Raw genomic sequence first — 22,655 nt, forward strand, 5'->3', positions numbered from 1 at the left:
TACGGGTACTTTGAAGCGTGAAGAAACGGGGCATAAAGAACAAGAAATCTACGGCATGGCCGACAGTTGTTGATCTTTTCTGTGGATCTGGAGCAGTTTCAGAGGCTCTGAAGAAAAGGCACTTCAAGGTTGTAGCAGCGATAGATAACGACCCAGTTGCCTGCGCTACTTACGCAGCGAATCATCCGCGGGTTCACCTTTATAAGCAGGACATTCGTTCAGTTGATCCTAAGACTATCCGCCGAGTTGATTTGGGCGGTAAAGATGTGGATTTGCTGGTTGTATGCGCACCATGTCAGCCATTCAGCAATCAGAATCGAAAGCGTGAAGGTGACGCAAGGGCTGATTTAATCTTGGAGGCAGGCCGGTTCGCGAGAGTTTTGAAGCCTCGCCTGATCTTTTTTGAGAATGTTCCTGGACTTGCCTCTCCCAAGAACTCGGAACTCCTGTGTTCACTTGCCGAGGAGCTTGGAGCCGAATACCAGCTTGGCGAGCCATACACCATAGATGCAGCCGACTTTGGAGTTCCGCAACGGCGAGTTCGTACAATTATGTTCGCCGCCCCACATCGGTTACCTTCTTTACCCAAACCCCTTACCCCACCAGGGGCCCGTATAACGGTTAGGCAAGCTCTCAAAGGATTGAGCAAGCTTAAAGCCGGAGAGCGGGATCCTAAGGATCCTTTACATGCGGCCAGAAACCATCAACCGATAGCCCTGAAGCGGCTGGGGGCCATTCCGCGCGACGGTGGTAGCAGGGCGGCTTTACCTCGTGAGTTAGAGCTTGCATGTCATGCAAAACTCTCGTCCAAAAAATATCCTGATGTATACGGGCGCATGAGATGGAACGATGTGGCTCCAACGCTTACGACGGGATGTACTGATGTGACCCGTGGGCGTTTCGCACACCCCGAAGAAGACAGGGCGATCACTCTGCGTGAGGCTGCACTGCTTCAGACGTTTCCTTCGCAATATCACTTCAAAGGCAATCTGTCGGAGATCGCGACCCAAATCGGAAATGCCGTGCCGGTAGCATTGCTCGAAGCTCTAATTCCAACGTTTCGCGCCGCTATAGCGGGTAATGCAATATGACCTCTCCGACTCCGGCTCAACAAGCTGCAATTGAGCACAAGGATGGAAATCTCCTAATTGTCGCCTGCGCTGGCAGTGGCAAGACAGAAACCATATCAAAGCGAATTGCGCGGCTAGTTCGAGCAGGCACGCCGAAAGGCTCTATTGTCGCATTCACCTTTACCGAACATGCTGCCAATGAGCTCAAAGCACGGATCCGGCGCCACCTCGACGACTTGGTTCCTGAGGAGCCTTCCTTAGGTGACATGTACGTCGGTACTATCCATTCGTTCTGTCTTCGCATTTTGAAAGAACTTGAGCCGAAGTACCGAAATTGGGAAGTAATGGACGAGGTCCGCCAAGCCGCATTAATCTCGGCGAACTTCATTAGATTCGAAGAATCCGGCAAAGGGCTTGGGCTTGATCGTCTCCGTACCTTAACACGTACAGGAACATATTGGGAGACTGTCAGAAAGTTCACTACCACCTTAAACATTATGCATCAAAAGGGTATTCGCCCCGAGCAGATTGATGACTTGCGTTTGCGAGAGGCAGTAATTCGGTATGAACATCTCGCATATGAGGCTCCGAATTATTTTTTCGACTTCAACCGCATTGTTGATGAGCTGATCAATCATCTTAAGAGCAACCCCAAGCATCTTGATGAACTGCGTGCCCGGTTCTCGCACATGATCGTGGATGAGTACCAAGATGTCGATGATCGGCAAGAAGAGCTAATTCGCCTGATTACCGAGGAAGGCAGAGCTGTTCGGATCACTGCTGTAGGTGATGATGACCAAGCTCTATATGGATTTCGCGGAGCAAGTGTAAAAAACATTTTGACGTTTGAAGAGCGTTATCCCGACGTGACTCGCATAGATATGGGTGACAACTTCCGCTGCACGCACGCAATAGTGGAGATCGCCGACCGCGCCATACGGAGAGTCCAGCAGCGTTTAGGCAAGGAAATGGCAGCACGCCGTTGGGATTCGGAGCTCGGCAGGCCCACAGAACGCCTTGCTGAGCCCGGCGACATACAAATGCACACCTTCAGCAGCGAAGACGAAGAAGCAAACTGGGTTGCTGACAACATCGAGCGTTTGCGAGGAGTCGTCTTTGAACAGAAGGATGGCTCACGCCGTGCACTCGATTATGCGGACATGGCCGTTCTGCTGCGCAGCGTTAAATCGTCCGGGACTGCTTTCGCTCGTGCATTACGCGCACGAGGCATCCCTGTTGTTGTAAGCGGGACAAAAGGTCTTTTTGGCAATGATGAAATTCGCTTGATTCAGGCCACTTTCTGCCTTCTGGCACGGGCCGACTTCGGTATGCCTGATGAAGAAGGTCAGTTCCGCATATTAACGACCATCGAAACACGCGAATTTATCCGTGAGACGATCCAAAGACTCAGTGTTCGTCAGATGCCAAGAGCTTCTGAAGGCAGGTTTTTAGCCTGGATCGGGGCCAAACTTGAGGAGTTGGATAAGCGGGGTCTTCAACGGGAACTTCGAGGCCCTCGTCTCGCAAAACGAATTTATCCGCAAGACATCTTTCAGGAAATGTTGCAGCAGCTAGGCAGCCAAGAGGCGGAGTGGACTACCGATGTTCTCTTCAACCTGGGTGCCTTTAGTTCCTTGCTTGCTCAGTTTGAGGCAGTTCACCAGTGGGTGACCCCGGCGAACTTAAAAGGATTGTGCCTATTCTTAGGAAATTGGGCTGCGAGCAATGCTGATGAAGGACGCCTTGACGAGGTTGTTCGCTTAAACTCTGTGCAGATCATGACGGTGCATGCTGCCAAAGGGCTTGAATGGCCTGTAGTGTTTCTACCCAGGGTCTCGAGCGCAAATTTTCCAAGCAATCGCCGCTCTCAAGGACCTGAGACTTTCCTGACACCTGACATTTTTAACCCGCGTGAATACGCTGGTGGAGACGATGGTGAACGGCGCTTGTGGTATGTAGCCCTGACCCGCTCAGCTAAGTTCTTGTATATCTCGTCTCTCGACAGGCCCCGAAAGAAGCCAACTGAATACTTCAAAGAGATACACCACGAGATGGTGCGCCGTGATGGGAGCGATCCTACATATCGCGAACGAGATATACCTCGCCCACCTGACGATGCGAATATGCTGCCGACTACCTTCTCAGACCTCACATACTTTTGGAGGTGCCCGTTCGAGTATCAGCTACGGTCTCTGATGGGGTTTAGTCCAGGCGTAGGCGAGCAGTATGGATACGGACAACAGCTTCATAATATATTGGCAGAAGTGCACGACAGAGCCAGAGCTGGCACGACAGTATCAGTTGAGGATATTGAGCAGCTAGTGCAGGAACGCTTTCACCTCCGGTACACCCAGGGCCCTCCCTTGGAGGCCCTCCGAGATGCAGCAAAGAGAGCTTTGAAACGCTATGTAAGCGACAATGGGCCCGCATTAACAAGAGCTCAGGCAGTAGAAAAGCCTTTCGAGCTTATTGATCGTGATAGTGGAGCACTCATTACTGGAGTGGTTGATCTCTTAGAGCGAGCTAATGTTCCGACAGGAGAACATCGTGAAGCTGTAGGGATCGTTGACTTTAAGGCGCATCGGTTTCGTACTCTAGAAGAGTTTTCTGAATTGCGGCGCAGCGTTGAGCGACAGCTCCGACTTTATGCTACTGCCGTGCGTTATGCTTTTCCATATGAACCTATAGAGGCAGCTGCGCAGATCATCACACCAGATCCGCCAGAGCATCGTTTGATGGAACAGGGAGTCAGCGACAGGATTCCTGTCGAAGTCTCGCAGGCATTGAGAGATGAGGCTTTGGAAGAGGTAAGAGAAGCAGTTTCCGGGATTAAGGCTGGGATTGAGGCACAGAACTTCACTCGATGTGGGCCTCAAAATGGTACATGTCCTAAGTGTGACTTCCGCAGCTTCTGCCGTGGATATTCTGAGTGGAAAGCACTTAATCAATCCACTCCAACACCTCGCACTCCTGGAGAAGAGAGGGAAGCTGAACTCGATAATATCATTGAGGAGCAAAACCGTGCCCGGGCGTAGACTCAATGATGTCGAGCGGCACCTGCTCACATTCTGGGAGAACCCACCGGCGAACTTCCATCGGCCTCTTCTGCGCCAGATAAGGATTGAAGCCGGGCCTGGGTTACGTGGAATCCAGCACCTAATAATTCCAATTCCATATCCGCTCACAGCTATATGCGGAAGGAACGGTGTCGGAAAGTCTACGGCCCTCGGACTTGCAGCTCTCTCATCCAAGCCACCAACTGGCTGGCAGTCTTACTGGGGCAATACACGCCCACGTCGGACTCCTGAAGCGAGGGCAGCATATACTTTCCGAGATTTCTTCCATCGCCGCCCCAATGATCCTCCGCTTGATGGACTAAGAATTGGTTGGATTCTTATGGAGAGAGGAAATGAGCTGGATATAGTTCACGAGCGTACAGGATCACGATGGGCAAGGGTTGCTGATCCTGGGAGACAGGCACCTGTCCAGCGCCTGCAGCGTGAAATCGACTTCATACCAGTATCTCGGATACTGCCGCCCACGGAACTCTCTGCAATGCGCAGTACCTTTGGTGCTGCCGCTATTGCGCATAATGAGGTTCTTAATGAGGATTCTCTGCTCAAGCTGTCATTCATACTTGGAAGAAGATATGACCAAGCAGAAACAGCGTACGCCCGCGGCCTAGGACTGCCTAAATGTCGGGCTGGCTCAGAGTACTCAGGCTTTGATATGGGCAGTGGCGAGTGCGCCCTGATTGTACTGCTATCCCGGTTGCAGCATATGCCGCCAGGTGGCCTGGTGATTATCGAGGAATTGGAACTGGGATTACACGCGGAGGCACAAGCGAGGCTCGTAAAAGTTCTGCTCGAAATTTGTCGTGATCGGCGAATTCAGATTGTTTGCACAACGCACTCCGAAACGGTTCTAGATACACTACCACGACAGGCCAGAGTACTTTTGCGTCGTTCAGGAACAAGCCATGAGGCAATTCGAGAGGTAAGCACCCGTTTTGCTATTCACGATATGGCAGGAGATTTACAGCCTGAGCTACTTATCTATACTGAGGATCAGCTCGCTTCGGTGCTTGTTGAAGAAGCACTTCCCGGTTCTCAACGCGCACGGATCAGGATTGCTGACGTTGGAAGCAATGCCACATTGGCTAGGCAGGCAGTTTCACATCTGCGGTCTGGCAATGCTCTCACTGCATTAAGTGTATTCGACGGCGACTGCCGACCGGGCGATGTCCAAAGTTGGATCGGAGCTGAACGAGCCGAACGAGGCAACCTCAACCCAAACTGGATCATTCTGCCTGGTGATGGCACTCCTCCAGAGCCTTGGCTTCTTGAGCAATTTGGAACCGATGAGTATCTTACTGAACTAGCTACGGAGTTGAATTGCTCAGAGGCCGCCGCACTGGCGCATGTGCAGGCCATGAAGGTCCAGCTCGATGCACATGACTCATGCTATGAGCTTTCACGTCGAACAGGTCTCCAGCCTGATGATTGCAGGCGTCGTATAGTTAGAAGTGTTGTGCGACGACACCCTGCGCTCGATCCACTTCGCAACAGGATACGTGACCTCCTAGATCGCGGTGCTTAAGCATGATTGGACACATGTAAGTTCAGTCACTGTCACCACAAGGTATACCCTGAGGTGACGTCACTTCGGGCGCTGAGTTTCACGTCACATCTGGGTTGACGCTGGCTATTTGTGACATGTTACGGTCACCTATAAAGCCTGAAGTGACACCCCCATGGCCCGCATCGGTTACGCCCGCGTCAGCACCACCGACCAAGATCTCGACACCCAGCTTACTAAGCTCAAAGCTGAGGGCTGCGAAGTCATCCGCTCCGAGAAGGTGTCAGCGGCAAGCCGCGAAGGTCGTACCGAACTGGCGACGATCCTCGACTTTCTGCGACCGGGTGATGAACTGGTAGTCACCCGCCTTGATCGCCTCGGTAGAGATACCCGCGACGTCCTTAACCTGATTCATGAATGCGAACAGAAGAAGGCCTTCGTCACCGTGATCGACCCGCATGTATCGACACGAGGCGAGATGGGACACCTTGTGCTGACCGTACTTGGCATGGTGGCTCAGATGGAGCGGCGCTTCATCAAGGAGCGGCAACGGGACGGCATTGAGAAAGCCAAAGCAGAAGGGATCTATAGCGGGGGCAAACGCCGCCTCGATCATGCAAAGGTGCTTGCTTTGCGCAAAGCAGGCCACGGCCCGTCAGCGATCGCAAAGGCCATAGGGTGTTCGCGTATGCAGGTTTATCGGATTCTAGACACCAGCTCGTCATAAAAATGGCGGGCGTATGAGCCCGCCATTAAAGCCTCTTCCCCTGTCTTGATATCACGCCACAAAGCGGAAATCGTCGGCGCTTGCGCTGGATAGCATCACACTCTTCAGGACGGACGAGGAGTTGTCATTCTGATAGGTGAAAGTCTTTGGGCTGCTCGCCTCGTCTATCTCAACACGCAGTCTAGTTGCTCCATCAATGATCTGACCTGCCATCGTCACAGCAATATCGGCGCTCGGGCTGGTAGGTGAAGGGCCACCATATTCATCAGAGATGTCATCGAAAGCGAAGGCAAGCTCGTCTTCCAAACTTGAGAGGGGATCAGCCGATACATCGATTTCCAGCTTATCCTCGAGTTCGTCTACTGGAGGCTTAACAGCGGGCACCATGAGGCGACCGTCCCAATAGACCAGTACGGTATACCCATCATCGTGAAGATATGCCTCCGATGCAAGGGTGCCGTCGGCGTACCATTGATAATAGTACTCCTTCCAAACGTGTTCATTGAAGACATCATACTTTGCTCTAGAGCGGTGCCCTGCGTCGTAAGTGACATCCTCAAGGATCTTCTCGCCAGCCCGATAATGCCTTTCAATTAAGCTCCAGTCGTTGCCAGTCGTATAATCCCAATCCCACTTGCGAGTCGTGCCGTCATCCCAATTCGCAGTCCTGGAATCCGAACGCCCAGAAGCATCGTAGTTGGTCACACGCGATGTCCAAGCAGACTCGTCGAAAGGATCCCATTCCGACACCTTTTTGGTCTTATTGTCGTAGGTGATCGTTTCCTTAATCCTTTTATCCTTGACGTAAGAATTGTGTTTCTTCGACCATCCAGCTCCCGAGTAATCGGTTTCCCAGATATCTAGCTGATCAACATTCTTGAAGGACTCGTAATAGAGGCGGCCCTTATTATCGTACTTCCAGGTCTCGATCATATCGTTGACGGCCTTGCTGCCTTCATATCGCCAGGTCCAAGCCGTCCTGGTATATGAGCCATCGTCGTACACGTACTTCTGATTGGCGAGATTGCCTGCGAAGTCATACTCCTGCCAATAACTCGACCACACTGCGCTGTCGTAGTTCCAGGCCCAGACCTGACGCGCTAAACCGCTGTCGTACTTGTACTCCTGCCATGTTTGCTTTCCGTCCTCATTGAACCGGAACTCACGCTGGCTCCACTCTTCGCCAGCATCGTCCCATTCCCTGAGAGTGTATGCGAGCTTGTTGTACGAGTCCTTCTGCCAAGTTATCCCACCGGATGCGCTGTAACGCGTCTCACGGGCAGACCAGGTTGTTCCGCTGTAATCCCACTCGAAGATCGTCTTGGCGTTAGAGTCATAAATGTATCTCTCCCAGGTTGGGCGCTCAAAGCGATCCTGCCGTAGCTCGTGCTCCTTCCAAGCCTCAGCTCCAAAATCCCACCTCTTCGTGATGATGTGCCCGCCGTAGGTGGCGTCTGATGCATCATCATAGACAGTCCTCTCAAACGTCATGCGAGCGCCATCGAAGAGCTGCTCACGTTCTGTCCAAACGTACCTGTTGAGGTAATCCTTCTCCAAGACGCGGCGGGTACCATTATCGTACAGATACTCCTCCCAAAGAGACCGCCCTAAAATATCATAGCGAACCGTATACCTTTGCCACTCGACAGCACTGCCGTAATCCCACTGACGCTCGATTAGCTTATTGCCTGCCTCATCGAATTCAATCTGATGGGATTCACGCTTACTGGCATCAAACAGGGTCTCACGCTGCCACCACGGACCACTTCCGTCTCGATCCCATTCGAGCACCTTCCGTGTGTTATCATCATAGTCGAAGAGCTGCCGGACCAAGCGAGCCTTGGCATCATAGGTATGGATGTAGGACAGCCACGTCTGTGAATTGTCGGTATCCCAGGCGTAGACTTCACGGGATCCGTCATGCCTGAAGACCGTTTCGCTGAGTTTAGCCCCAGTCAGATCATGGTGGGTGACATAGGCATCCCACTTTGAAGGATCTGCCGTAGAAACTTTCCAGGAAATCCTTGTCCGGGAGGTATCGCTATTCTCGACATTCCAAGCCATCTCAGCGTCTGTCCCGATGAGATAATCGAGTTCGGACGAGTGCATCTCGCCATCGCTGAAGCGGAATCGCTCAATACTGGCGAGATCAGTGCCATCAGGGGAGCCCGTCCGTAGATCGACAATGGAGTACCTGCCGATGGCCGCGTTGTATCGAATTTCATAGTCTAGTCGGCGGCCTGACAAAACAATCGTATCGATTCCGTCACCACCGTCGAGATAGTCCACGCCCGGCCCGCCGATGAGGATATCGTTTCCGGATCCGCCAAAGAGCTGATCGTGACCGGATCCACCATCAAGGGTATCGTTGCCATCACCACCCGTGAGCTTATCGTCTCCATCGCCGCCCTCAAGGCGGTCATCGCCCTCTTCGCCTTCGAGGATGTCGGAACCTCCACCGCCCGACAGTTGGTCGCTGCCAAGCCCGCCCCAGATTCTGTCGGAGCCATCCTCTCCCTCGAGCACATCACTACCGGAACCGCCAATGAGTTGATCGGCTCCTAAACCTCCTCGCAGGGTATCGTCTCCCTCGGCGCCAGCGAGATAATCCTTACCGTCGCCACCGGACAGCAGATCATGTCCTTCGCCACCCTGCATGGTGTCGTTGCCGTCACTGCCGGAGAGAGTATCGTCTCCTATTCCGCCATGAAGCTGATCGTTGCCGGAGCCACCAACAAGACGGTCATCGCCACCATCACCGACGAGGGTATCGTTGCCGTCGTCTCCATTGAGGAGGTCATGACCTTCGCCACCGTCAAGCTGATCATTGCCCTCGTCTCCGGTCATTTCATCGTCACCGGAGCCCCCAATCAGCACGTCATCGCCTGCACCGCCCGACAGGGTGTCGCTGTCGGCTCCGCCGTCAAGGGAGTCGCTGCCCAGTTCACCAGAAATAGAATCCGCCCCCGAGCCCCCGATCAGCGTGTCCTTCCCGTCACCACCAGAAAGAACGTCATCACCATTCTCTCCTTCGAGGCGGTCAATATCACCGCCTCCCAGAAGTGTATCGTTGCCCTCACCGCCGGTCAGACTGTCTCGGCCGTTTCCGCCGTCGAGCCTGTCATGGCCTTCTCCACCAGAGAGGACATCGTCATGGTCGCCACCAGAGAGCCAGTCGTCGCCGTCGCCGCCAAAGAGCTTGTCGATGCCCGCTGCGCCTAGGAGCGTGTCATCGCCGGTTCCACCCGTCAGGTCGTCATCGCCCTCACCGCCGTCAAGGCGGTCATCGCCATCGTCACCTAACAGGCGGTCATCACCTTCGTTACCGTTGAGACGATCATTACCTGCGCCGCCATAGAGCTTGTCGGAACCGCTGCCGCCGATCAGGCTATCATTGCCCTCATCGCCAAAAAGGATATCCTCGCCATTACCCGCAGAGAGCGTATCGTTGCCTCGCCCGCCACGGAGTTGGTCGTCACCGTTGTCACCTGAGAGACTATCGTTTCCGGCGTCACCATAGAGCTTGTCGTTGTCGTCACCTCCGCGCAGTGTATCATTCCCAGCACCGCCGTAGAAAGCATCATGACCAGACTTCCCTTCAAGGAAGGTTTTCTCCGCTCCTCCCTTGTAGGTGTTGTTCTTATGATTCCCGCTGAAATGTAGACTTTTAAGCTTCTGCACTGCGTCGAACAGCATGTGGATATACTGCCCTTGCGACCATACCTCGTAGCCAATGATCTTTCCCTTAGCTGTCTGATGATAAATCGTCGATAGACCTCCTTTCGACGTGTAGGAGGCCGTCAGACGCGTTCCATCCTTTTGCTTCAGAACAGATTTTTCATAGCCTTTCTTGCCTAGTTCGAGAGCCGTTTTGCGACCACCTGTACCAACGTACCAATTATAAACAGTGCCATCGCCGAGATCGACGTCAACACCGTTCTTAGTCACTGTTGTAGATGCGTTCTTGCTACCGATGGCGAAAACAACATCTGCAACCGTGACAGACTTTCCATATTTTGTAATAGTTTTGTTGGTACCGTTGATCCTACTGCCATCGGCAAGCCACTTTTTCTTGTGATTGTGTGTAAGTGGGATATAGGTGATCCCAAGCTGCTCAAGCGTCTTCAGCTCGCCTTTGTCTGAGACTGCATCTCCGTCGGCATCGACCCAGATCCGGAAGCTCTTGAAGTACTTATCAGCAGCAGACAGCTTACCATCGCGATTAGTATCGAAGAATGCGCGAACAGCATCCATATCGCTCCTCGTTCCTCGCGCCCAGCGCGAGAAAACGAATTCATCCGCCTGATTGATGACTCCGTCGGGATTAATGCGGCCATTCTTGTCGAGGTCGATGACGAGCATACCATCACCTCCTCCGACCCAAGCCGTTCTGCCTACTTTGCCGTCGCCGTTATAATCGAAATACGTGTTCGATTGTTTGAGTTGGATAATATCGATGCCATCACCATCCAAATCAAGAAAGATCGGAGATACGTAAGCAGTCTCAGGATCAGGAGCGTTATAATCACCGCTATATGGATCACCCCCAAAGCCGCCTTGGGTATAACCACCGTTTTCATTATCCCTTCCAGCATATGGGTCACCGCCCCATCCATCAGAATTATACTCGGGATTCCCATGGTGCGAAGGACTATCATCGCCTAAGTTATCGTTGTAATTCCCCCCATAGCTGTCCGTCCCGCTCCCGCCTTTGATGCCGCCATCTGGCCTATTGTCATTTGAGCGATCATCTTTATTGGGCGATTTTGAGCCACCGCCTGGTCCAGGACTATCGCCGGAGCTGCCCCCTCCGCCATGTGACGCCCCTGTGTCAGAGCGAGTATTTGGCCCAGGACTATTCTTGGATGAGTCAGGTTTATTAGTATCAGCAGGCTGCGCGGGAAGTCCTTTAAGATAATCCTTTGTGAAATTTTCGACCGCCTCGGATACAAACCAAGATCCTATACCTCCAACTATAACAGAGCCTGCCGCAATTACGCCCATAGTTGTTGCAGTTATAACTCCGGCGCCTACCAATAGAGGGCCGCCTACAGCGACTGCAGCACCGATACCTGCGACAAGAGCCATTCCAGCCAGTACACCAGCAGCAGCAGACCCAGCTCCAACTACTCCATCCTCTTTGTATCCGAGGCCGACTTGAGCGAGAGAACCTATAGGTCCCAGTGCTTTTCCAACGCCTCTAAGCCCCCTTGCGACTGAAGCATCAACCGAATTGCCAAAACGCTCCAATACCTCTGCGGCAAAGTTGTGCAGCGTGTCAGTCAGAGTCTGAGTTTTATCAAGAGTGTTTTTTACTGCCCCAGTACTGGGGGTGCGTTCCTGACTCATAAGTTTGCCCTCTATTCAACAATGTTGCTTATTGCTGCTTGTTGTAATTGGCACCACGCCATAGAAGTGCAGTTGCAGTAGATAACCACCACAAGCCAAAAGCTGCCGAATAAAAAAGCACCTGAGATAAAAACCAATATGAAAAAATATTAATGTATCCTGCATCTAAAGACACGGCGATAGATCTTTTATTTTCAAAATCTACTATTCCAGGTCCATATATTGCGAACAAGCTTATTACTATAAACGCCGCCGCTCCGCAGTACATAGCAATAACCCCTTTTATAAGATCTATTCTTTGTGCAATTATAGGCCCGCCTTGAAAAACTCCAGACAGAGGCGCAGAAACTATCCCCGCGACCATCGATACAGCAAATATAACGTAGTAAGCTGATGCTATATCTGCATGAAGGCTTGCTAAGCACTGTGTTGAGAGGGTTGCAAATTCTTGAACTTCTTTCCAAGCTGCAGGAAAAAACTGCGAAAGAATTTGTAACGAACGTTCCGCGCTCCAGGGCAATTCAAGATGGCATATTGAATTATTATGAGCCGCAATAGCCTTAAGCATAACCCAGCTTGAAGCCGGGTACCCGATTACTAATGGAACGGCGAGGGGCAAAGCCGCTCTACTTTTGTTGAGCATTTTTTGTGCCATGAGCAGACCTCTAGTCTATACGATGTATAATTCTTTGTAAGACATAGCCTTGAGGCTCTTTTGCAGCACTGCGATCTTAACAGCAGCCACCCTGCCTGACCCATCTGCGTCGTAGTAGAGTGAGCCATCCTTGGGATTGTAGATTACGCGATCATCTGCATCGTGCGCCGCTTTTCCGATCCAGAACATCTTCTTCTGAAGCAAGGCAGGCTTTTTGAATGTCCCGCTCTTTCCGAGCTTCGTGAAAATGGCATTTTCCAGATAGATCGAGTCGCTTTTGACGGAGTAATCCGTGATCCGATCCACATTTGTCTTCTTATTGGGCTTGGTGTCGAAGACGAAGATGTCCTTATCGGCCCCGCCTGTTAGAACGTCATTGCCGCCTTTGCCATAAAGGACGTCATTGCCCCAGCCACCGGAGAGCTTATTGCCACGTGAATTACCAATCAGCTTATCGTTGCCACGCCCTCCAAAGACAGAAGTAGATCCAGTGCCGACAACAATCACATCGTCACTATCTGTCGGAGCTGTCACTGTATCTCCGGGAACATCTTGAACGGTGATCGTGAAGGACTGATCGAATGAGAGGCCATCCTCATCCGTCACGCGAACAAGCACGCTATGCGTCTGGTCGCGCTCGAAATCTAGCTTCGTGCCGTCTGCAATAACCAGCTTGTTGCCGACAAGGGCGAAGCGCCCATCCGCATTATCGATTAGTGTGAATGAAAGCACATCGCCTGGGTTGGGATCAGCCGCCTCCAAGAATCCCACCACAGTACCGGATGATGATGCTTCTTTGACGGCGGTTTCACTGAGGCTGAGTGCATTAGGCGCTTCATTGACGATCTGGTTGATTCTTGCCACCGACCGCACTGAACGCCCACCATCATCGGACATCTCGAAGACGATCTCACGGGTGGTGCTTGAGCTTGGCGCAACGGCAGAAGCCGAGTACGTAATGGCGCGGATGATCTCCCTCACGACAGAAGGCGTCGCATTGGCATTGAATGCAATGTCGATCTTGGGACCACCGGCACCCCAGATCGTGCCGACCTCAACCCCATGAACGGAGACGACGCTGCCGACCTCCACGCCATCGGATAGCGATATTACTCCTGCGGTATCGATCCCCAGCCAATCATCGTCCTGGAAACCGTTTGCGACCATGATGTTGAGAACGCCAAGCCTGCCGTCATCCACGATCTCAGCATTGCTACCAACATCGACAAAGACGGTTTGTCCCGCAGCAATCGATACGCGATCTCCGTCTAAACCCGCAACGGTCGGAGCCTCGTTCCTATGAACGCCATTCGCATCGGTGATGGTGTCGATGCCGCGCTGATGGAGCATTTTGATCTGCGCTGCCGTGAATGTATCTCCAACCAAGACCAATTGATCGTTCCGCGCAGCATAACCGCTCGCCAAGAGCGCCAGGCTCTTGTTGCCGAGAGTGAGCACGGCGTCATCGGTGCAAACCTCGATCCGGTCGATATTCGTGATCGTCAGGCCCCGAAGATCGAGGATCCCGCCTTTGAGTTGAAGCACATCCCATGTGAGAGCTGGATCAGCCCCGCCATCGATGATCGCGAGCCCGGCCAAACGTTCGGCCGCGATCAGGATCGTATCGTTCTGGTCAGACCCAAGCACCTTCTCAATGCCGTTCCAAACAAGGGGCAAATCGAGATCGAAGAGGCCGCCGCCCAGCAACTGCAGCGTGTCATTTCCCGCCCCGCCGTCAAATATCCCACCCTCTAAGCTGGTGGAATCGACAGCGAAAATATCGTCACCATCTGTACCGGTCGGCATAGACATAACAAGAGCCCGCCCCTGCTTAGCGAAGCCTCCCGGCTTAACGCAACGTCATGTTTTATAAGGATTTCCTGGCTGATGCAGGAAAGAGAGCGGACCATAATCTTACCGCTTGGCGTTGTAAAGTTACGTCTTTTGTATCATGTGAGGTGTAGCAGCTGATGGGCCCAATAGGGACATTGCACATAGCAACCCGCACAACCACCAGGAGAAGATCGACTTATGAGAGGTTCAAGCTCGGTCCTGGCTTGAGGAAAAGGCTGAAGCCCTTGAAATTCAATACTCTTCAGCCAGTATAAGGGTCAGGACCCGGCAGGTGACATTAGGATCTGCTGGATCCGGTGAAGCATATTGAAGGTCGAGGTCGAAGTAGTCGATCTTGAACATGACCACGTGCCCCTCGACTTGCACAGTTCCGAAATCGTGTTCGCCATAAGGGTCGTTCTCGGGACCGAAGGCATCGAAAGCTCTCACCGCCTGATTGATGCGCATCACCATCTCCTGGCCTAAAGCAGCAATGCCTCGGGTCATGACAACCCGCCCGCCGATGTGATGCTTACGAAGCTGATCGTTGAGGCCGCGCACACGCGCGGTCTGCTGGCTGACCGAGGCCACCATGAAAGTCTCCGGTTGTGGACTGTTGGGCTGATTACGCGGGCCGCATTTCAGGCCCATAGGGGCGCATCGGCGCTGTTTTGGCTAAGCTGGTAGCCGGGGCGGCGCAAAAGCCGCCCGCGGGCTTTATTTTGAGGCTTTGGCGGCCTCGGCAGGCGGCAGCAGGCCCAAGTGCCCGCGCTTGCGCACGAACGGGGCTTCATCAGGCCAGTCGCGCCATTTCAGCGTGAACAGGCTGTTGGGCTTGGCAGCGGTCACGACCGCCTCGAACCAACCTTCCATGTGCCCTTCAGTGGCGAGCACCACGCTTCCGACCGTGATGGTGGCCCATGAGGTTGCTCCTTGCACCTGCTGCGTCTCGTCACCCGAGGGCGCATCAACGGACGATACCGGTTCATCATCGAGCGCCGCCTGAATGATGGCAGGATCCGGCGGCGGCGGTGTTTCGCCACCCATGGCCTCAAGCTGGCCATAGAGCGTCTTATTCACGAATGGCACGAATGCCTTTCCGCTCTCGAACACCCGGCCTTTGGGCAGCTTGCCAGCAAGCCCCCGCTGTTCATCCGTTGTCAGCCGCAGGATCTTCATCTCCATGAGGCCAGCCGCCTTCTCGGCCAGCGGCGCGTCAGCTTCATCGAACCACGAGGCATGAGGCTTCTGGTTCTGGTCGAGCCCGAACACGATCAGGGTTGCGGTGACCGGGTTAGCATCGGCCTGCGGAACGTCAGCTTGCTTGGCATCGGCGTCATTCGTGCTCATCACAGCCCTCCAGAAACGACGAAGGGGGCCCAAGGCCCCCTGCTCGACACGTCAGATGTTTTGGTTGGCTTTCGCCGCGTGAGCCGCGCCGCCTCGGGGCACGGGCATGGGTGACGCATGGTCATGTTCAAACCCTATCAAGTGCTATCATCGGCTCGGGGCTCAAAATGGCGCATTTCGGCCATTTTACCCCAAGCACATATGAGTGTATAGGATTATACTCTTATTGTCAAGCTTGGCTATTCGGACGTCCTTTGCGCGGGTCAGAAGGATCGAGCCACTATCGGTTGAAAGAGGCACAAACCTGCAACCTTGGCAGTAGCAATGTTGGATCCGGGACGCTAAACGTGCCCAACTTCTTCTCGACAGTGGCTAAGCCTCATGAAACCCGACAAGCTCACAGTCCACGATCTCTTCCAAAGAGAACGCCGCTATGTTGTGCCGCTTTATCAGCGAGCATATGTCTGGAACCAGCAGGATCAATGGGAGCCGCTCTGGGACGACATTGAAAGACAAGCTGAAGCTTGCTTCTGTTCGGAAGGGCTCACGCCCAAACACTCCCATTTCCTTGGCGCAATCGTCCTAAACGTATCGCGCATCGTCGGGGCGGGGGTTGCACGATCAGAGGTGATCGACGGTCAGCAGAGACTGACAACGCTTCAGATCCTCATCGCTGCCATTCGTGACTTCGCAATCCATACGAATTCGGCACATGCCGCGCGACTGCGGCGACTGACGACCAACGAGGATGAGAGGCCTGGATCGGACGGCTCTTACAAGGTGTGGCCAACCAATGCCGACCGCGAGATGTTTCGACTTGTGCTGTCGGCAGGATCTCCCGCCGATTTGCAAAAGCAAATCGGGAAAGACGAGCAAGATGTCCCCCGTATGGCCTCGGCCTACATCTATTTCTACAAGTGCGTCGCTAATTTTGTCAGCTTGAGCGAATCCGCAGAGGATAGAGAAAGCCGTATCTTCGCATTGATCCAGGCGTTACGAACCGCGCTTCAACTGGTCGTGATTGAGCTTGAAGATGGCGATGATCCGCAGATCATCTTCGAGACACTCAATGCTCGGGGCCAGCCACTTCTGCCTTCCGATCTGATCCGCAACTACATCTTCATGAAAGCAGCAAGCGATCCTACCTGCAATGCTGATGACCTTTACAACCAGTTCTGGCGCCCCTTCGACGATGACCGGTTGGAGACGCCGATCAACGGTGAGGACCGCTTCTGGCACGTCGAGGAACGGCAGGGACGCCTCACTAGGCCCCGCATCGATCTTTTCCTTTTCCATTATCTCGTCATTCAGACCGAGCGGGATCTGAACATTGGTCAATTGTTCCGGGAGTTCCGGGACTGGCGCGAGGTCAACCCAAACGGAGTGGAGATTCTATTGGCCGATCTGAAGAGGTATAGCAGCCTCTTCACGCAATTGGTGCAACCGAGTGGAACTGACCGCGCGAGCAATCTGGCACGGCGCCTCAGATCTCTAGATACCAGCACGGTCTATCCGGTACTTCTTTATGTGCTGTCCCTACCTGAGGAGCGACTTTCCGCCTCTTCCAAGGATCAGATCCTTGAGGATCTAGAGTCCTGGTTAGTCCGGCGCTTCGTATGCCAACTTACAAACAAGAACTACAATCGGTTCTTTGTGTCTGTTCTAACTAAGCTCAAGCGTGCAGCGACTGATGAGGATCTAGCCGACATCGTGAGAACGGAACTGAGTCGATCCTCGGATGTGACCACAGCATGGCCGACAGACGAGCAGTTTCTGACTGCATGGCTCACGAAGCCAATATACGCCAAAAGTCGTCCTGACCGGAGCGCCATGGTGCTTCGGGCTATTGAAGCTCATATCCGGACATCCCGCAGTGAGAGCATAACGCTGCCAGCCAAACTGACCGTTGAGCATCTATTGCCTCAGAAAGGCAGTGTCTCGGATTATCCCTATGAAGAGCCAATGCCACTTCTAGAAGGCGAAGCGTATGACCGGTGCCGTGAAAGGGTCATGCACACCATCGGCAATCTGACCTTGCTTACCCAAGAACTCAATGGTTCCGTGAGCAATGGCCCCTTCCCTGCCAAGGTTGCAAAAATCGTTGCTGATAGTGATCTTCGGCTGAATGCTTGGCTGCGCTCCACCCCTCCTTCAGGCTGGTCGGAAAAATCCATTACAGAGCGGGGCGAGACCTTATTCAAAGCCGCGTTAGAAATCTGGCCACGTCCTGCACTTGAGCCGGAAAACGTCAATGATACTGATTCTAAGCCCACCGAAGGCAGAACCTCGCAGTTCACCGATCCAGAACTGCTCCAGGCCAAGCGCGATCAGATTGTGTCGGCGCTCGCCTTACGCGAAGACACGTCGTTTCAGGCGCTGAGTTTAGCGAAGTACGCCAATGCCGATGGAGCGTTCCGGGCCATCGTCGCCGTCTCGAAGCCCTATCTTGGTAGAGACGACTTCCGCTACTGGTACGCCTATCATCCAGAATCTGACGAGTTCCTGGCGGGCGTTCAGAAAGGCTTCTTGCTGATCGGCTGCATGGATAGAGATCACGGATATGCAATTCCTCGTTCAGTAATAGCCGAGCATTTGACTTCTCTAAATACTACGACTCGCAATACGACTAAAAAGATGCATTACCATATTCATCTTACGGAGCGGTCAGGGAAGCTCATGATGACGCTACCAAAGGCGAACGGCTTGCTCGATATTAGTCCTTACAAGATCAGCCTTGCTGAACTGGCGGATCTCGCACCCGCGTAGAGCGTTTAAGCTGGCTTCGCCACTAAGCTAGAACCCACTTGGTATGCCCCTGAGGCTGACCCGGTCGCAATCATCAAAGGCCGGGCAGTATTGGTTCCGGCAACGGGCGGTATCATCGATCCGATTGCCATTGCAGATACTGAGCTTGTCACCTGCGCAGAACGACCAGAGAGAATGCTGGATGAAGCGCGGGAAGACTGACGGAAAGAGCGGGTTATAGGCGTGGGCATCGATCCGTCGGGCTAAGCCTTCGATCAAGCTGGCGCAGCTTCCCGGCAGATAGCAGGCAGGACCGATCTCATGCATCGCGCCGAACCGGTGCAGCACTCCCGTGCGGTGAAGGAGATTATGCATGAGAGAGTCGATTGCAATCATGCTGCCTCCCGTCGTGACCCAACGCTCTCGGCTTGGATCGCCAACCAACAGCAGATCGGCGAGCACCATCGACAGGACCTTGTTGGAAACGCCAAAGATGCGTCCCATTGGCTCAAGCAATGCATGCCGCATTCTGACGGCTCGGCTACGGTCTCGAGGTCCCGGATCGGCACTTTCCAGCCTCCGGTCGATCCAACCCACCAGATCACCGTCGCAGATATCCCGAATGAAGAAGAACAAGCTGTAGGCAGCCTGACTGAGGCGCCCGTTGCGCAGAGGATGCCGGGGCAAGTGGCAGCGATGAAGCAAGTGTGGTTCCGAGCAGATCCGCGCACCCTTCTGATATTTGCAATCCGCGAAGTGCCAGTAGCTGTTTAAGCGATGGCAATCAGGCGAACTGGCGAGAGCGCCTTCGATCTCGGCCCATCGCACCGTTCCGTGTTTCGCTGTATAGGAGAACGCGACCGCATCGCTGATCCCCTGAAGCTGGAAGAGACCGAGCAGCCAATCGTAGATCGGTCGGGAGTCATGCCGCGCTACCGCTTCTTGTATGCCTGCTTCTGAAAGGCTCGCGCTGATATCTTCGAGAAACGTGGTTGGTGCGAGATCGAGAGCGGGCTGAACCACCCTGCTGAAGAAATCCCAATTGCTTGTTTGATCCAAATGCACTGCACTTGCCACCGATGAACGAGGTTCAGCGTGGTACTGGGCCTGCAATAGGTACTGTCAACATTGAGGTTTCAGGAACTTCCTAAGGCGACACAAATCTAGAATTAGAGCCAAGACTTACCGACATTCATCCACCACGGAGCAGTTAGTGACGGGCTAAGCCTACTTATCATAATTTTATCTGGTTAAATTGCTGCTCATGCGTCAGGTCCAATAGTAGATCTTTCGGCATATTATCAAGTATCTCATATTCGTTTATGAATTTTAGCATCCTATCGCCATTAGCATGCACACAATTATAATAAAGAATTACCAATTCATAATCCGACAATTGCGCTCGCAGGACACGTACATATTTCATCTGAAACTCTTTGTTGAATTCAGTATGAACTAAGCTCGTTTCATCGACAAATCTCAATATGTTATATAATGTGCGGAAATAATGACCTAAATCGCTCCTATTCTGAACATACATATCTTGATATGCTGCGACGGTCTTTTGTGGATCAACGACTACTTGGCCCGACAATCCACTATTAAAGAACCCTGATTTTAACTCTTCATAGAAAACAGTAAAAACAGATTTTCCTAGAATATCTTTATAGTAACGATTTGAATTGTAGTCCACCTCAAGCTTTACAATTCGCAACCCGGATACTACCTTGTGGTATATATCCAATAAATGGAAGAAACCTGACTCGAAATTTTGAAGTTCGTTAGAAGCTAATTGATCTCTAGTTAGACGGCGCGTTGACTCCAGCTCTCTTGTTTGAAGGTGCGACGTCCAGATCACGATGATAAGGGTTAGAAAGCTTAGAAGCGGGTTTAATGACCCTCCGATAAAGTCTCCATAAGGACCAAGTGATTCTAATTCTTTGCCGTCAGAACCTATAAACTTTGTCGGAAAAGAATAGAATATCACCAACAGGTATAATGCTACAAAGCTGCCGACAATAATTAAAGCAGGTACTATATACTTTCTCATCTTGATGCCGATCAACTTTCTAGAGAATCGGCTCAAAGGAATACAATCTCTAATCGCCCTCCGCAATACATCGCAAACGACCATTTATGTGTGTGTTCGGTGCCGCCGATCCTCTAGGACCGATTTTCTAGAAGGATGTGCGCAAAGCTGCGTTAGGAAGCAGGGTTTCAGCGAGGCAAACAACACGAAAAATTCTAAGTTGGACAGGAGGCATCAATGCCGGTCCAACAAGCGTGGAATGATGAACTCAATCTCTTTGAAACTTGCGTCCGGCTTTAAGAGGCGCGGGTTGGGGTTCGTCCTTGGCTGGCTCACGAAACAAGGCGGCGACCGGAACCTCTAGAACCTTCGCCAGCATTTCGAGAGTGCTCACCGTGACATTCTCGGAGCCGCGCTCAACCCGGCCTACATAGGCGCGATCCAAGCCTGCCGCAAAGGCAAGCCTTTCCTGCGAAAGCCCCTTCTCCACTCGTAACTGGCGGAGATTCCAGCCGATGATAGCCCGTGTTTCCATAGTCTTGGAAAAAGCCATACAAACGGCTTGACAATCGACGGCCTGACAGTCCCATATTTGTTAGCTTGTTGCGTTGGCCTGGCGCCCCCAGCCGATCAAGGATTACCGGCCAAGCCACAACGTCCAATCGAAACATCACTTGTAGAGACGTCACATGAGACTAGCCGTTTTGATCATCACCCTGTGCCTGACCGGCATCGTGGGTCTGCAATCATGCACCATCATGGCGGGCGGCAGCCTGCTTAAGGATCAGGGCACTGCCAATGGCGGGGCCTTGGGGATACTGGTGGCCTTCTTGTTCATTCTGGGAGCCGCCTTCGTCATGGGCCTGCCGCGGATCTCCGCAGGGCTGTTTGCCCTCGCAGGCGTTCTCGGTATCACCGGGGGCAGTTCGTCCAACTTCTCGGACTTAAAGATCTGGGGCGGCTTGAGCTTGATCCTCGCCGTGATGAGTTGGTTCGGCTCGCGAGAACTGCGCCGCAAGAGAGCCGCGGCTCCGACTGGCACCGTGCCAGCCGCCTGACCGAACCTCACCCCTGCCGATCTTGAGCGCCCTGCCGGTCAGAACCGCAGGGCGTTTTCGTAAGGCGGACCCATCCCCTAACACTGATCGAAAACAACAGCTTCAGGCATCCCTGAGGCCAGAGGGAATTTGTCACCATGACTTCACCACTGAACCAGCAAAACCGGTCCTCAATGCCCCCTGCTCGGCCAGCGACCGCCACGCGAATTGTCACCGCCTTAGCCCTTTCGCTTGTTGCCATCCAAGCCCATGCGAAAGTGATCTACGAGGACAAACGGCACATCTGCTTCGATAACGGCCAATGCCAAAAGAAGATGACGCAGGAGGAAATGGATGGAGCCGCTAAGTACCTCACGCCCGAGCAGCAGCGAGAGTACGAGATCTTCAAGAACGCAACCCAGAACCCCGAACTGTACAAGAAGCTTCTCACTTCGCCTCAGAATCCCAATGCGACATCACAAGCATACGCGGCGGGCTCATTTCCACTTTCAGCGAAGGACGTCGGAGCTACGATCAAAGAACTAAAGGGGATAGATACGGTCTATGCGATTGCAACCGGGACAGTGACGCGGGGCGATGCCGAGGAGTACTGCGCCCGCGATCCGGGCGGCATGACGATAGCTAACGGCGGCAAACTCTCGCTCGAGCAGTGCATCACTTCGATCTTGGAGGAGCGGAAAGGCAAGCTCTACAAGGTTGAGGCGGACTGCCGTGAAGGGGCCATGCGCATCAATGGTGACAAGACCTACAAGCTGGAAGCAATCGATCTGAGAACCAGTGACCGCCCCGGCATATGGCTCAGTGAGGATGCGGAGATCATCGAAGGAGCATCGGCTGCGGGCGACCTGCTCCTCGACATGAGATTCCAGTTGATATGCCCAGCCCGCTGGAAAGAGGTGCGCAAGCCAAAGTAGGCAGCATGGCGTCTGTCACACGAGATTGCAGCAGGTGGGTGAATGGCGGGCTTAGACCCGCCATTTTCATTTCTTGTCTGTCGCCATCATCAGCACGCGTGAGTTCATCAAAGCCATAGGCGCATTTCCGATCTCTCGACGCATGGCAGAACGTATGAGCCGCTAGTCTGGAGGATCCAATACAGTGAGACCGTCCTCGCTGAGCCAGAAGCAACAAATCGGCTCAGGTAAATACCAATTGTGAACCGCAGTAAGCCCGTTGCAGTGGATGTGCCAATGCAATGGGTCCTGCCTTATCCCTAACAGATGCGGACGCCGGAAACGGGCTCTGTATATGGACCTGTTGT

General features: G+C 53.1%; 15 protein-coding genes. 7 read left to right on the forward strand and 8 right to left on the reverse strand.

Going from position 1 to position 22,655, the window contains the following annotated elements; all coding sequences use genetic code 11:
• The first annotated feature begins 17 nt into the window (after positions 1–17).
• From MJ639_RS16325 to MJ639_RS16340, 4 genes are all read left to right on the forward strand, one after another.
• On the forward strand, positions 18–1,091 hold the full coding sequence (locus MJ639_RS16325; RefSeq protein ID WP_243375045.1) for a DNA cytosine methyltransferase: 1,074 nt from the start codon (positions 18–20) through the stop codon (positions 1,089–1,091).
• Positions 1,088–4,105, forward strand: a complete 3,018-nt coding sequence (locus MJ639_RS16330) for an ATP-dependent helicase (RefSeq protein WP_243375048.1) — start codon at positions 1,088–1,090, stop codon at positions 4,103–4,105. The genes MJ639_RS16325 and MJ639_RS16330 overlap by 4 nt, the downstream gene beginning before the upstream one ends.
• Positions 4,106–4,625: 520 nt before the next feature.
• Positions 4,626–5,669, forward strand: a complete 1,044-nt coding sequence (locus MJ639_RS16335; RefSeq protein WP_243375050.1) for an AAA family ATPase — start codon at positions 4,626–4,628, stop codon at positions 5,667–5,669.
• Positions 5,670–5,823: 154 nt separating this feature from the next.
• A complete protein-coding gene (locus tag MJ639_RS16340) occupies positions 5,824–6,375 on the forward strand; it encodes a recombinase family protein (protein WP_243375054.1) in 552 nt (183 codons plus the stop codon).
• 51 nt (positions 6,376–6,426) lie between these two features.
• Here MJ639_RS16340 and MJ639_RS16345 read toward each other — a convergent pair whose 3' ends face one another.
• The 5 genes from MJ639_RS16345 to MJ639_RS16365 all read right to left on the reverse strand — a co-directional run bounded on the left by MJ639_RS16345 (position 6,427) and on the right by MJ639_RS16365 (position 15,562).
• Positions 6,427–11,724: a calcium-binding protein gene (locus MJ639_RS16345; protein WP_243375057.1), complete on the reverse strand. Its 5,298-nt coding sequence runs from the start codon at positions 11,722–11,724 to the stop codon at positions 6,427–6,429.
• Positions 11,725–11,752: 28 nt separating this feature from the next.
• A complete protein-coding gene (locus tag MJ639_RS16350) occupies positions 11,753–12,379 on the reverse strand; it encodes a hypothetical protein (RefSeq protein WP_243375059.1) in 627 nt (208 codons plus the stop codon).
• A gap of 15 nt (positions 12,380–12,394) precedes the next feature.
• Positions 12,395–14,191 carry a hypothetical protein gene (locus MJ639_RS17855; RefSeq protein ID WP_279306674.1) on the reverse strand — a complete coding sequence of 599 codons (1,797 nt, stop codon included), beginning with the start codon at positions 14,189–14,191 and terminating at the stop codon, positions 12,395–12,397.
• 273 nt (positions 14,192–14,464) lie between these two features.
• Entirely contained in the window at positions 14,465–14,806 is a 342-nt protein-coding gene (locus MJ639_RS16360) for a DUF3768 domain-containing protein (RefSeq protein ID WP_243375060.1), read from the reverse strand.
• Positions 14,807–14,929: 123 nt separating this feature from the next.
• Complete coding sequence (locus MJ639_RS16365; RefSeq protein ID WP_243375063.1) at positions 14,930–15,562, reverse strand: hypothetical protein; 633 nt, start codon at positions 15,560–15,562, stop codon at positions 14,930–14,932.
• 381 nt (positions 15,563–15,943) lie between these two features.
• On the opposite strand from MJ639_RS16365, the gene MJ639_RS16370 reads away from it, so the two are divergent.
• The gene (locus MJ639_RS16370) at positions 15,944–18,328 is read left to right on the forward strand and encodes a DUF262 domain-containing protein (protein ID WP_243375066.1); all 2,385 of its coding nucleotides are present in this window, start codon (positions 15,944–15,946) and stop codon (positions 18,326–18,328) included.
• 27 nt (positions 18,329–18,355) lie between these two features.
• Here MJ639_RS16370 and MJ639_RS16375 read toward each other — a convergent pair whose 3' ends face one another.
• The 3 genes from MJ639_RS16375 to MJ639_RS16385 form a co-directional block, all read right to left on the reverse strand.
• Positions 18,356–19,366: a hypothetical protein gene (locus MJ639_RS16375; protein WP_279306675.1), complete on the reverse strand. Its 1,011-nt coding sequence runs from the start codon at positions 19,364–19,366 to the stop codon at positions 18,356–18,358.
• 175 nt (positions 19,367–19,541) lie between these two features.
• Positions 19,542–20,441 carry a putative phage abortive infection protein gene (locus MJ639_RS16380; RefSeq protein WP_243375068.1) on the reverse strand — a complete coding sequence of 300 codons (900 nt, stop codon included), beginning with the start codon at positions 20,439–20,441 and terminating at the stop codon, positions 19,542–19,544.
• Between the two features lie 163 nt (positions 20,442–20,604).
• Positions 20,605–20,871, reverse strand: a complete 267-nt coding sequence (locus MJ639_RS16385) for a helix-turn-helix domain-containing protein (RefSeq protein ID WP_243375152.1) — start codon at positions 20,869–20,871, stop codon at positions 20,605–20,607.
• 154 nt (positions 20,872–21,025) lie between these two features.
• Here MJ639_RS16385 and MJ639_RS16390 point away from each other — a divergent pair, with 154 nt between their 5' ends.
• Together MJ639_RS16390 and MJ639_RS16395 are read left to right on the forward strand one after the other, a co-directional pair.
• Complete coding sequence (locus tag MJ639_RS16390) at positions 21,026–21,394, forward strand: hypothetical protein (protein ID WP_243375070.1); 369 nt, start codon at positions 21,026–21,028, stop codon at positions 21,392–21,394.
• Between the two features lie 137 nt (positions 21,395–21,531).
• Positions 21,532–22,308, forward strand: coding sequence for a hypothetical protein (locus MJ639_RS16395; RefSeq protein ID WP_243375073.1), 777 nt, complete (start codon positions 21,532–21,534; stop codon positions 22,306–22,308).
• Positions 22,309–22,655 lie beyond the last annotated feature (347 nt).

It is taken from the genome of Microvirga solisilvae (assembly GCF_022808595.1).
Lineage (GTDB): Bacteria > Pseudomonadota > Alphaproteobacteria > Rhizobiales > Beijerinckiaceae > Microvirga > Microvirga solisilvae.